Origin of the sequence: Bacteroides sp. D20 (genome assembly GCF_003436255.1) — a bacterium.
In the GTDB taxonomy this organism is placed as follows: Bacteria; Bacteroidota; Bacteroidia; order Bacteroidales; family Bacteroidaceae; genus Bacteroides; species Bacteroides uniformis.
The window spans coordinates 241,745-254,810 of the sequence record NZ_QSOO01000005.1 but is presented as its reverse complement, the minus strand read 5'-3'; the positions used below and the strand labels follow the sequence as shown (position 1 = coordinate 254,810).

Below are 13,066 nucleotides of genomic sequence, written 5' to 3'. Positions count from 1 at the left end.
GACAAAACAAATATGAATCTTTTAACAAGACTTTTTGCCCTTCATTTTGACCGCTCTTTTTCCGGAAAAGGATGGAGGCAGCTTGCTTGGCTTTTCGGAGTCATAGTAACTGTTTTCTTATTGATATATCTGGTAAGTTTTGCATTTATCTTTCCTGAGCCGTCTCTTGAAGAATGGACCGGTATTGATAAAGACGTACCTATGGGGCGTTTGCTTCAGTTGATTTGTCTGTTCATCGATCCGGGGAATATTGTGGAAGTACCACCTTATCTGCGTTGGTTCTCTCTATTGGTCGTAGTGCTGGGATTAATTTTGTTCTGCGGATTATTGATATCCGTAATCTCCAATATGCTGGAACGCAGAGTTGAGCGATATCGTGAAGGCGATATCGTTTACCCTTTGCAAAACCACATCGTCATTATCGGTTTTGACAACATGGTCCCCACTCTTATCCAGCAGATTTGCGATGACACACATTATGGAAATTGCCATATTCTGATTCAGAGTACCCAACCGGCACAAGAAATCCGTAGCAAAATCCATACGGAACTGGATGCCAAAAACGAAAAAAGAATTGTGGTGCTGCGTGCCCGGCGCGACTCTATCGAGGAGTTGGAAAAACTCTATACTACCAAAGCGCGCGAAGTATTCCTTATCGGAGAGAGAGACGAACATGACCATGACTCACTGAACATAGACTGCCTGAAAAAGATAGTTGACATTCATAAACGATGCAATAAATGTTCCCTCATACCATTCACCGTCCTTTTCGAATATCAGACTACTTTTGCCGCTTTCCAACTGACCGATTTGTCTGCCGAATGGAGAAAATATATAGAATTCCATCCCTTTAACTTCTACGAGGGCTGGGCCCAAAAGATATTGGTAAGCCGGCGATATGGAAAAGGGGAGAACTGTATTGAATATCCTCCTCTCGACCGTGAGGCAATAACCTATGAAAGCGAAAAACATGTTCATCTTGTTATCATCGGTATGAGCCGTATGGGAGTGGCAATAGGAGTGGAAGCTGCCCATCTGTTGCATTTCCCAAACTTCTGCCGGGACAAGAACATAAAAAGTGTCATTACCTTCATTGATGAAAATGCCGACCGGGAAATGAATTTCTTTTGTGGACGATACCGCCATTATTTTGAGATATCGTCTACCCATTATTACGACATGAGCAAGGACGAAAGGCACGAGAGATTTGTCCTTCCCACCCGTTTTAAAGGAAAAGATGCAGACTTTCTGGATGTGGAATTCGAATTTATCAAAGGCCGTGCGGAAACTCCTGCCATCCAGAACCTAATTAAAGAATGGGTACATGACTCAGGCCAAGTATTGACGATTGCCGTCTGCCTCAATTATCCTCCTCAAAGCATGGCAATGGGATTATATCTGCCGGACGATGTATATGATGAAAATATCCCAGTTTTTGTCCGTCAGGAAACCTCCAGTGCACTGCTCAATATGCTTAACAGTAGAAAGAAAGATGAAGCGATTCATAAATATTCCCATGTTTTTCCTTTTGGAATGCTGGACAACTGTTACGACCTGGACAAAAAAAGCCGGAGGGAGGGACAAATCATCAATTATATATACGATTTCAAGAATAAATATGGAAATGTGCCTCAATCATGCCCACCTGACAATGAGCTGAAAGACTCATGGAACAAACTGTCCGTATCCCTTCAGTGGTCCAACTTGTACAGTGCATATTCCATTGGTCCCAAGCTACGCTCCATAGGCATTACGGATGGTTACGTGAAACTGGACAACGACCAGATATCATTGCTTGCCGAAGTCGAACATAACCGTTGGAACATGGAGAAACTGCTGCTTGGCTTCCGTAAACCCACCGCCGAAGAAGAAGAGTTAATCTATGGCAGCAAGGAAATGGGAGACATCTTCAAAAAGAAACGCTTTGTGCATCCCGATATACGTCCGTATGATGAATTGAAGGAAAGCTCAAAAGCGTATGACAGATGTATCACAGCCGGCATTCCGTTAGTCATAAACAACAACACATGGAAAGTAACCAACACTATATTATGAAAACATACCATGTATTTATAGCCTCTTCGCTGAGTTTTCAGAAAGAAAGGGATTTAATGGAAAAAGTCCTGACGGAAAGAAACAACAGCGAACTCAATATTGTAGTGCACCGGCACGAAAAAAATGGAGACAACGATATAGCTAAAGGCGATACGCAGGAAATCATAAATTCAGAGATAAGGCAATGTGACGTCATCATCTTCTTCGCCGGAAACTGGATACGCTCCAAGACCATCGGAGAGTTTAATGTTGCCATCGAAAATGCATCCAACAAACATATCTATTTCTATCAGAATCCGACATTGGAATACACCCAAGAAGACTGGACAAACACTACTTTATGGAAAGACTTCTATGCGGAATACATGCAAAAGCACCTGGACGACGATACCGTTATCGAGCGGTATGAGAAGCAGTGCAATACGCTGGAGCAGCTAAGGGACGCGTTGGTCAAGGATCGTGAAAGTTTTCTCAATAATCCCTTTTGCGCAATCTCTTGCCATAAGATAGAGTATGATAAAATTATTCCCAACAGCCAAGCCAACCGTCGCAGAGGCAACCTGGACTACTATTTTATCCGTCCGGAAGTAGACAACAAACTTAAAGAGGAGTTTGACAGTACAAACAAGACAATCATCGTCACCGGTCAATCCACTTCGGGAAAGACTATTGCCGTTTGCCGAATGCTGAAAAAGCTCCCTCAGGAATATTCTGTGGTCATTTTGAATGCCGATACGACCAAAGAACAGTTAGAACGGCTTTCTGTATCCCAATTCCAGCATGGCAAAAAGATTCTTCTACTGGACGATTTGCAGCTGTTGTTTTGGAAAGAAGAGAATGAAAAGCCGATACCCATTGACAGAGAATTACTTCGCAAGTTATCGGAAATCCTTCACATCGGCAATCCGGACTTCAAGGTTATTGCCACTACAAGCTATAGCTTCAAGGAAGTGAAATCCATGCTTACTTTCAATGAAATGGTTCCTCCGGCCATAGTCGAAGTGGGCATCAAACCTTTATCCTTCAAAAAAATAAATGAATATGCCCGCGAGCTCAGGACATACGGCTATCTTAAACTCCGACCCGAAGCCGGCATGACTATCGGTTCCTTGTTTTTCGACATAGACAGAATCAAGACCAGATATAACAACCAGTTCCAGAACAGCAATTTAAGCAACCTGCAGAAATCCATGCTTCGACAACTCTGCCACGCCATAAAATGTTTGTGGATGTGGAAAAAGAGAAGCCGCAATAAAATAGACCTATTGCTCGATTTCCTCAAATTCACCTATGAGAACAGTTACGAAAAGGCCGACAGAAGCACCATCTGTGAATTGGCAGGCAAAGTAGATGATTTGATTTATTATCAGGACATTGAAAAGGACACATTTGAAGTTGAAGACATCATAGTAACCCAGGTTTTCCAGTACTATAGCAGTGAACCGTCCGATGACCTACTGGCAACTGAAAAGAAAGCCATAAAGGGCATATTCCGCTATATCTACTACAAAGACAGACCGAACTTTTTCAAAAATACAACCAAGATCCTGCATCGGGTGAAAAACTGTTCGGTAAATGCCCCCGAACTCCAACAGTATATCATCAATGATGTTGTAAGCCGCATTTATAAAAACGAACAAACGCTATATACAAGTAAGGAACTGGGAACAAACCCGGAAGGCGTTTCCATTGATTGGGTGGACGCCTATATTGGCAATATAGCCAATTTTGCTCCTACCAATGCAGAGGCCATCCATATTTGGAAATTAACAAAAAAATATAATAGGAGAGAACTGAATGTGCTGCGGTGGCTCTTACCCAGACTGCAGACACAACAAGATAAGGACATTGTACACAAGGATTTGCTCAATGAACAAGGGCAAATGCAAGACAAGTATATAGAAAACTCGTATATTGAATTTCAGACAGAATTGGTACGGTTCCTCGACATGGACGAAGCCAAAGAAATATACCTCAACGCTTCCTTTATATACGAAGCTTCCCCAAGTGCCGATGATGACGACATAGATGATTTCTTCTCCGATTCTGCAGAGAGCGCCCATGGGCAGGAAAGCAACAATGAGACTTATCTGACAGAACTGAAAGAGAAAAGAATACGTAATTTCGCCAGGCAGCTTATGCATAAAGCACAGACTCTGGCTGACATACACGACATCAAGAACTTCTTGCAGAAGAATGATAAAGGGGTAGTTCCCCACGACGATGCAGTCTTTTTCTTCAACTTTATTGCTCCCTACACCTGGCTGGAAGTTTTCAAAAGATTCAGCCAGCCGGAAAAGCTGGTTGCATTCTTCAACGAACTGACAGAACTGTCTGTCGACAAAAAAGAGGATACCAGTATGTTCCTGAACAAGACCGAAGTGTTGAATGGAGCACTCGAAAACATACCGTCCTCTTATGCCTATGATTTATGGAACCGTATGGGGAATAACTGTGATGGCTACTCATTGAACTTTATGCTCCAAAAGGCTAAAAATTTTGAGCAAGCCAAAGGAATCTTCAACACTTTTATGGAAAGGTTGGAGCAGCAAGAAGAAGAAAACAAGACCAAACTGAAAGTGGGTGAAATCTACCTGAACGACTTATTGGATACGACCTCCACTTATAGCGGGATTAAGGAATGCGAGGAACTGTTCCATAAATACCATTTACTGGAAGCAGACCAGTCTTTACTGGATTACCCGAGCCAGCACACACAAGGTATCCTATACCAACGCATGACCCTAAAGGAAATCAAGGCACATATGAAGAGACATCGTCCCCAAAACGGCGATGAATCTCGAAATATAAGAACAATCGTACAATTCATTCTGAAAATATCAAATTATGAAGAGGCGTATCAGGCACTGTTCGGAGAAACTCCCGATTGTATTACTCCGGAAGAACAACAGATTTTGAATCATTCGCCCTACGTTGTCTCCGAAATGTTCAATAAGGTAAAGACTCCGGAAGAAGGAGGAGTCGCAAGGGATTTCTTCGAGAACCGGCTGGACAAGTCACTGCTCAATCATCCTGATGCCAATATCTTGAATATCATTATCAATAACCGGTTCATATATCCCTATTATGAACAAAAAGTGGACATGATAAAGCGGATGTCCGAAAAATACACCGTACAACAGAACAGTTATACACATAAACATTTACTCTATCACCTGACCAACCACACCCAAGGTTCACTTCCTCCGGAAGAAATACAACTGATTATAAATGAGGAAATAATGAAAAGCCTGGATGCGCCAAAGGATATATTGAAGCAAATGCTTATCCAGCGATACTATGCCGGAAGAGCACAAGACAACGTTCCGCAGCCTTTTCCCATTTATACATCGGAAGGGTGGAAAATTAAAGAAAGCACTATTCTGGAATATGTGTATTGTCTGCTGGACGTGGGCGTATATGATGGAGGAATTATCTTCTGTTGCATGAAGGCATTGCTCCGTCAGAATGATAAGGAAAACGCCCAACGGCTGCAAGAGCAAGCAATCAGTAAAAAGGTTTTTATCAATTACGATTCATATTGTATGTTGAAAAAGGTAGGAGCCGTCATTCCTAAACCCTACCTATTTGTCGAACATTATCCAATTATGAAGGACATATGCTATCAAATGCGGGAACGCGGCATGACCTTCGAAGAAGCCGAAAGCCGTATAAAAGAGATGGAAGATGATTTACATATTTCCATTGCACGCACACAAATCTACTGGAACAATGTCATCAGCCGCATGGCCAACAACAGAACAAACAAAAAACTGGTGCTTCAGAATACTCTGAAATTCATCGATGAACACCATGTGCCGATGAGTCCGGAAATATATTACTCCCTTTTACACACAATCACTTCCATTGAAGACTATACAAAAGTCAAAGGTTTATATAAAGGCGAATTGAATATAGGACATATCTTCGTACTTCTAAAGAAGATTCCAGAATTTGCCAAATATAGAATTGCCGAATGGGCATTTGTCGCCTGCTTGCGTCAGGAGTTTGATGAATGGTATGACATTCTATGTTCCATCAGTGAGAAAGAACAGGAGAAAAGAATTAAAATCATGTTACAGTCCGAGCGCTACAAGCAACTGCAAGTCATCACCCCCAAAGGGTATCTTAACCAGACTTTCTTGTTCTGGTGGACTATCCGCTACGCCGTCTCAGAGACTGAAGAGCAACGGAAGGCAGAATTGGATACCCTTGTCACAATGATACCCAAACCCTTTGTACCTCAGTATCCGAAAATGATAGAGAAGTTCTTTATACCTTATCCGCAAGACTTGCTTGAAATCATTCGAGAATATATAGGCCGGATTATTTCATCCGAGCCGCAATAGCCAGCAATACCCCGAGCACCACACCCAATATCGCTGCAAACAGCACCCGCATTTCTCCCGGCAGGAGGAATGTGATGGTGTGTGCCGGATACCAGAAGAAAGGAATTGTTTTCTTGAAGACAAAATTCCATTGTGCATCCCAATTCAGATGCGTAATGATGCGGGTCATCGGGATAGGAGTGAGGAGGCTGCGAGGCGAACCGCCACAATCCAGGATATGCGTATCCGTAATCTTATGGAATGTCATGAATACCGGAGCGAAAATGGTATTCATAGCAACTGAAATGGCGAAGGCTATCCATAATTTGTCCAGGCAGAATTCTCCGTTTATAATGGCGGCGGCATTTGCCATTCCCATATATTCCATGAATTGCGGCACACCTTTGGAGAAGATTATCATGGCCGCATTGATACCCATTCCCAGCAGTCCCCACACTACGGCACGCGGCAGTACGCCAAATCCTTTTCGGTTATAGACTCCGGCACTGATACGAAGTCCCAGCATCTCACCCAGTGTAGCAAGAATTCCAAATTTAATGAAACTCATCACCATGCCATGTGCAGCGTTGAAAGACTTATACCAATCGTAGATGGATTCACTCACAAAGAATGGCAGGAATATTATCACCAGAACAAAAATAAAGAGGAAGTCTTGTTTTTTCATACAAAAGTCATGTTTTTCATAAATAATGTGGCAAACATACTAAAATTATTCTAATTTAAAAGCAAATAAGTAAATAAAAGAAGTTTTACCAAACAGAACAAAGTGTTTCCCTTAACCGAACAGTGTGTTTCATTAAAGAGAACACTTCGTTTCCCTTAAAAGAACAGTTTGTTTCCTATAAGAAAACACTTTGTTTTCTATAGCTAAAACAAAGTGTTCAGCACTGTGAACTAACGAATTATCCCATTAGCTCCCTCAGAAGCCCATATCATAGTCTCGGCACAAAAAAAGTGGGATTCAGAGAAACCTCTGATCCCACTTCATCATAGTAAGCAGCGGATAGTTATTTCTTATCCTTCATATATTCATCCGCTTTCTCCTTGGCACGTGCCACGCGCTTGGCTGTATCCGGATGAGAAGAGAACATCTTCTGGAACTTGGATTCCTTCGGTGCCTCCGCTGAAAGTTCAAGCAATTTGTTCAAAGCATTGTACATGGCATACGGATCGAGATTATTCTTGATGCAGAATTCAAAGCCGTAATCATCCGCTTCCGTCTCCTGCTTCTGGGAGTATTGAGCACCTGCCAATGCCTCGGCCATGGCACCCAGTTCAGAATCACTCAATTTGGATACCGTAGAACTTGCCGCACCGGCAGCATTCTTCACAGCCGAACGAAGGTAAGCATTCTTCATCGCATCTTTGGAATCCGTATGGATGACGTGACCTATCTCGTGGCCGACAACTGCCATCACTTCATCATCCGTCATGATGTCCATCAGTCCGGCACAGATGCGTACACTACCATCACCGCACGCAAAGGCATTCACATCTATTACTTCATAAACACCGAAGTTCACCTTCAAGCCGTCCACTTCCTTGATGTTTCCGGTCAGCTTCTCCAGACGCTTGCCGTAATCCGTATCGGGCTTTGTCAGCGGATTGTGCGTATCCATCCATTCCATATATTCCTTGCTCATCGCTGCAATGTCAGCATCGGACAATGAAATGGCCTTGACGGCATCTGTACCGGCTTGGACAACTTTGGTCACATTGATTTTCTTTCCACCGATTTTGAACTGCGCATAGGCAGTGGTGGTACAACTCATTCCGCATACTACAGCAGTAATGATGAAGAAGTTCTTTTTCATGTACTTTACGATTTAATTTTAATCCTACTTCGCTTTGTCTATAAAAAAAACCGCCTAATCATTATTAAACGGTTTTCCGAATATCTGTTTAAATCAAGTTTACTTGATGATACCCAATTCCTTGAAACATTTAGTCAATTTTTCTACAGCATAATCCACTTGTTCGACCGTATGGGTAGCCATCAACGCTACACGCACCAGTGTATCTTGTGGAGCACATGCAGGTGGAATAACGGGGTTGATGAAGATACCTTCGTCAAAAGCCAGCTTCGTTACTATAAATGTCTTCTCTGTATCACGCACATAGAGAGGAATGATAGGAGATTCTGTCTCACCGATTTCGAAGCCTGCATCGCGGAACTTCTTCAAGGCATAGTTAGTGATGTCCCACAGACGTTGGATGCGTTCAGGTTCGGACTTGATGATGTGAAGCGCCTCGCGGGCTGCAGCCGTAGCAGCAGGTGTGCTACTTGCCTGGAATATATAGGAACGGGCATTGTGGCGCAGCCAATTGATTACCGCCTTGTCTCCAGCAACAAAACCACCGATGGAAGCCAATGACTTGCTGAATGTACCCATAATCAGGTCTACATCTTCGGTAACACCGAAATGGTCGCACACACCACGGCCTTGTTTTCCGAATACACCCAAGCCGTGAGCTTCGTCCACGTAAATGCTGGCATTGTATTTCTTCTTCAGGCGGACAATTTCGGGCAGATTGGCCAAGTCACCTTCCATGGAAAATACTCCATCCACAACAATCAGCTTTACAGCATCCGGTTCGCATTTCTGGAGTTCTTTTTCCAAAGCCTCCATATCGTTATGCTTGTACTTCAACTGAGTGGCAAATGCAAGACGGCGGCCATCTACAATGGAAGCGTGGTCACGGTCATCACAAATAATATAATCCCCACGGCCTACAACGGCAGGAATAATACCTTCGTTTACAGTAAATCCGGTAGAAAAACAGAGTGCTTCATCTTTTCCTACGAATTCAGCCAATTCCTTCTCCAGTTCAACATGTATATCGAGTGTTCCGTTCAGAAAGCGGGAACCTGCACAACCGGTGCCATATTTTTCTGTGGCAGCTATCGAGGCATCAATGATACGCTTGTCATATGTCAGTCCCATATATGCATTAGAGCCGAACATCAGAACCTTTTTACCATCCATCATTACCTCTGTATCCTGATGGCTGTTAATTGTGCGGAAATAAGGATATACGCCTTTTGCCATAAACTGCTGCGGCAGGTCGTATTTCGCAAATTTGTCTTGTAGTAAACCCATGAAATATCTTTTATATAATGAATATTTAATTCTATTAAATACAAGTCTTAAAAAACAGGGGGCAAAGATAGCAAAATATGTCGGTATATGTTCTATTTACATTAAAAAAACTACTTATACTTATTTTAAAAAGAATTATGTGGTTAATTTTTCAGATATTTATATTACTTTTGCCAGTTGGAAAACCTGCATAGCAACAACCCTTGCATGAACGAAAACAAGAAGAAAATAGCATTCATCATAAACCCCATATCCGGCACTCAGAGTAAGGAGCAGATACTGAAGTGGCTCGATGAAAAACTGGATAAGGAAAGGTATGCACAAGAAGTGATTTATACCGAACGGGCAGGCCATGCCGTAGAGATAGCGGCACAGAAGGCACAAGAAGATGCACATGCCGTCATCGCCATAGGAGGAGACGGCACCATCAATGAGATAGCCCGCTCACTGGTACATACAAAAACCGCTTTGGGCATCATTCCCTGCGGTTCCGGCAACGGACTTGCCCGCCATCTGCAGATTCCGATGGAGCCGAAAAAGGCCATCGACATCATCAATGACGGACTGATAGACATCATTGACTACGGAAAAATCAACGATGTGCCTTTCTTCTGCACCTGCGGCGTGGGATTCGACGCATTTGTAAGCCTGCAATTCTCCAAGGCGGGAAGGAGAGGACCACTCACTTATCTGGAAAAGACTCTGCTCGAAAGCCTGAAGTACCGTCCGGAAACCTATGAACTGGAAATGGACGGCAGCACCCTGCGATACAAGGCGTTCCTGATAGCCTGCGGAAACGCATCGCAATATGGAAACAATGCGTATATTGCCCCACAAGCCACCTTGAACGACGGACTGCTGGACGTCACCATACTCGAGCCGTTCACTGTGCTCGATGTACCGTCGCTCTCTTTCCAGCTCTTCAACAAGACCATTGACCAGAACAGCCGGATTAAGACGTTCCGTTGCCAGGCACTCCGTATTCACCGTTCTAAACCGGGGGTAGTCCACTTTGACGGCGACCCGATGATGATGGGAGAGAATGTAGATGTAAAGATTATGAAGAAAGGACTGCAGGTCATTGTTCCCCGGGATGCGGAAAAAGACACTTCGAATGTCTTGCAGCGGGCACAAGACTATATCAACGGACTGAAACAAATTAATGATGCTTTTGTGGAAGACATCGCCCATAAAAACAAGATGATACTGGATAAAGGCAAAAGGCAATTCAAGAAACTGACAAAAATGTAATGTTGTAAAAAAGGTACTAAAGGAGTTTCTGAAAATAACTTTCCCCTTTTGATGCGCCATATAATATGTTTTATGTATTTTTGCATGTTCAAAATAGTAAATAAGTAAATCGTCAAACAGTAAATAAAAAGATGTATAGATCACACACCTGCGGAGAACTCCGTATCTCCGATGTTAACAAGCAAGTAACGCTGGCTGGTTGGGTACAGCGCAGCCGTAAGATGGGAGGCATGACATTCATTGATCTCCGCGACCGTTACGGAATTACCCAATTAGTGTTCAACGAAGAGGTGAATGCCGAACTTTGCGAGCGTGCCAACCGCTTGGGCCGTGAATTCGTAATCCAGGTTAAGGGTACCGTAAACGAACGTTTCAGTAAAAACCAGCATATCCCGACGGGAGACATTGAAATCATCGTATCGGAACTGGATGTTCTGAACTCATCGCTGACCCCTCCCTTCACCATCGAGGAAAATACGGACGGTGGCGACGATATCCGCATGAAGTACCGTTATCTAGACCTGCGCCGTGCCAATGTACGCAGCAATCTAGAGCTTCGCCATAAAATGACAATTGAAGTACGCAAATACCTGGACAGCCAGGGATTCATCGAAGTGGAAACTCCGATTCTGGTAGGCTCCACGCCCGAAGGTGCACGCGATTTCGTCGTTCCATCACGCATGAACCCGGGACAATTCTATGCCTTGCCTCAAAGCCCGCAGACACTGAAACAGTTGTTGATGGTTTCCGGTTTCGACCGTTACTTCCAGATAGCCAAATGCTTCCGTGACGAAGACCTGCGTGCCGACCGCCAGCCGGAATTCACACAGATTGACTGCGAAATGTCTTTTGTGGAGCAGGATGACGTCATCAACCTCTTCGAAGGCATGGCCAAATATCTGTTCAAGGAAATCCGTGGCGTAGAGATGAACGAGCCGTTCATGCGCATGCCATGGGCAGACGCCATGAAATATTACGGCAGCGACAAGCCCGACCTCCGTTTCGGCATGAAGTTCGTGGAACTGATGGACATCATGAAGGGACACGGATTCCCGGTATTCGACAATGCCGCCTACATCGGCGGTATCTGCGCAGAAGGCGCCGCACACTATACACGCAAACAGCTGGATGCACTGACCGAATTCGTGAAAAGACCGCAAATCGGTGCCAAAGGTATGGTATACGCGCGCGTAGAGGCAGACGGCAACGTAAAATCAAGTGTCGACAAGTTCTATGCGCAGGAAGTATTGCAGGAAATGAAGGCTGCTTTCAACGCCAAGCCGGGTGACCTGATTCTGATTCTGAGCGGTGACGACGCCATGAAGACCCGCAAGCAACTGAACGAGTTGCGCCTTGAAATGGGTAACCAACTGGGATTGCGCGACAAGAACAAGTTCGTCTGCCTTTGGGTGGTTGACTTCCCGATGTTTGAGTGGAGCGATGAAGAAGGCCGCCTGATGGCTATGCACCACCCGTTCACCCATCCGAAAGACGAAGATATTCCTTTGCTGGATACAGACCCGGCAGCTGTCCGTGCAGATGCATACGACATGGTGTGCAACGGTATTGAAGTGGGTGGAGGTTCCATCCGTATCCACGATGCACAGTTGCAGGCCAAAATGTTCGAGATTCTCGGATTCACTCCCGAGAAGGCTCAGGAGCAGTTCGGCTTCCTGATGAATGCCTTCAAATACGGTGCACCTCCTCACGGTGGTCTGGCATACGGTCTGGACCGTTGGGTCAGCATCTTCGCAGGTCTCGACAGTATCCGCGACTGCATTGCATTCCCCAAAAACAACAGTGGACGCGATGTAATGCTGGATGCACCTTCGGCTATTGACCAGAAGCAGCTGGACGAACTGAATCTGACTGTTGAAGTGAAAGAGTAAAAGCAGATACAGAGTAGGAGAGTGAAAGAGTCTGCACGCATTTTTCGTTTTGCGGTAATCGGCACGCTGAATGCCTTGATTATGGCTGTTACCGTTTGGGTAATGATGGACGAACTGGACATCAACTATATGCTCTCCAATGTAACCGCATATATACTTGCACAGATACACAACTTCATCTGGTGCAAGTATTGGATATTCCCTACAGAAAAAAAGAGCAACACTTGGCGACAAGTGCTGCTCTTTTCTATAGCTTTCGGAATGGCTTACGGAGCGCAATTCCTTTTCCTCATAGGGCTGGTGGAGGGACTGGACTGCAACGAATACCTTGCCCAGTTCCTGGGATTATTCATCTACGGAAGTGTCAATTTCCTGATGAACAAACGGGTGACATTCCGTTAGTTCTCCCCCAGAGATCCCC

8 protein-coding genes are annotated in these 13,066 nt (G+C 44.3%); 5 read left to right on the top strand and 3 right to left on the bottom strand.

The features are described from left to right. Positions 1 to 12: 12 nt before the first annotated feature. Together DXD78_RS07555 and DXD78_RS07550 are read left to right on the top strand one after the other, a co-directional pair. Complete coding sequence (locus DXD78_RS07555) at positions 13 to 2,055, top strand: hypothetical protein (protein WP_009038393.1); 2,043 nt, start codon at positions 13 to 15, stop codon at positions 2,053 to 2,055. Then, positions 2,052 to 6,404, top strand: coding sequence for a hypothetical protein (locus DXD78_RS07550; RefSeq protein WP_034529840.1), 4,353 nt, complete (start codon positions 2,052 to 2,054; stop codon positions 6,402 to 6,404). Before DXD78_RS07555 ends, DXD78_RS07550 begins: the two co-directional genes overlap by 4 nt. On the opposite strand, the gene DXD78_RS07545 is transcribed toward DXD78_RS07550, so the two are convergent. The 3 genes from DXD78_RS07545 to DXD78_RS07535 all read right to left on the bottom strand — a co-directional run bounded on the left by DXD78_RS07545 (position 6,382) and on the right by DXD78_RS07535 (position 9,505). Next, complete coding sequence (locus DXD78_RS07545; protein ID WP_009038391.1) at positions 6,382 to 7,068, bottom strand: hypothetical protein; 687 nt, start codon at positions 7,066 to 7,068, stop codon at positions 6,382 to 6,384. The two genes, DXD78_RS07550 and DXD78_RS07545, sit on opposite strands and share 23 nt — an antisense overlap. Positions 7,069 to 7,411: 343 nt before the next feature. Then, positions 7,412 to 8,218 (bottom strand): M48 family metallopeptidase, encoded by an 807-nt coding sequence (locus DXD78_RS07540; RefSeq protein ID WP_009038390.1) that lies wholly within the window; start codon positions 8,216 to 8,218, stop codon positions 7,412 to 7,414. 99 nt (positions 8,219 to 8,317) lie between these two features. Continuing rightward, positions 8,318 to 9,505, bottom strand: a complete 1,188-nt coding sequence (locus tag DXD78_RS07535; RefSeq protein ID WP_005837169.1) for a pyridoxal phosphate-dependent aminotransferase family protein — start codon at positions 9,503 to 9,505, stop codon at positions 8,318 to 8,320. A gap of 207 nt (positions 9,506 to 9,712) precedes the next feature. Here DXD78_RS07535 and DXD78_RS07525 point away from each other — a divergent pair, with 207 nt between their 5' ends. The 3 genes from DXD78_RS07525 (at position 9,713) to DXD78_RS07515 (ending at position 13,047) form a co-directional block, all read left to right on the top strand. After that, positions 9,713 to 10,756 carry a diacylglycerol kinase family protein gene (locus DXD78_RS07525; protein WP_009038389.1) on the top strand — a complete coding sequence of 348 codons (1,044 nt, stop codon included), beginning with the start codon at positions 9,713 to 9,715 and terminating at the stop codon, positions 10,754 to 10,756. Between the two features lie 131 nt (positions 10,757 to 10,887). Further along, a complete protein-coding gene (gene aspS / locus DXD78_RS07520) occupies positions 10,888 to 12,645 on the top strand; it encodes an aspartate--tRNA ligase (RefSeq protein ID WP_009038388.1) in 1,758 nt (585 codons plus the stop codon). 21 nt (positions 12,646 to 12,666) lie between these two features. Beyond that, positions 12,667 to 13,047, top strand: a complete 381-nt coding sequence (locus DXD78_RS07515; protein WP_005827823.1) for a GtrA family protein — start codon at positions 12,667 to 12,669, stop codon at positions 13,045 to 13,047. Positions 13,048 to 13,066 lie beyond the last annotated feature (19 nt).

Bases quoted from the DNA above. Each gene is read 5' to 3' on its own strand.
- DXD78_RS07545 (WP_009038391.1), bottom strand. From the start codon at position 7,068: ATGAAAAAACAAGACTTCCTCTTTATTTTTGTTCTGGTGATAATATTC.
- DXD78_RS07540 (WP_009038390.1), bottom strand. From the start codon at position 8,218: ATGAAAAAGAACTTCTTCATCATTACTGCTGTAGTATGCGGAATGAGT.
- aspS (WP_009038388.1), top strand. From the start codon at position 10,888: ATGTATAGATCACACACCTGCGGAGAACTCCGTATCTCCGATGTTAAC.
- DXD78_RS07550 (WP_034529840.1), top strand. From the start codon at position 2,052: ATGAAAACATACCATGTATTTATAGCCTCTTCGCTGAGTTTTCAGAAA.
- DXD78_RS07555 (WP_009038393.1), top strand. From the start codon at position 13: ATGAATCTTTTAACAAGACTTTTTGCCCTTCATTTTGACCGCTCTTTT.
- DXD78_RS07535 (WP_005837169.1), bottom strand. From the start codon at position 9,505: ATGGGTTTACTACAAGACAAATTTGCGAAATACGACCTGCCGCAGCAG.
- DXD78_RS07525 (WP_009038389.1), top strand. From the start codon at position 9,713: ATGAACGAAAACAAGAAGAAAATAGCATTCATCATAAACCCCATATCC.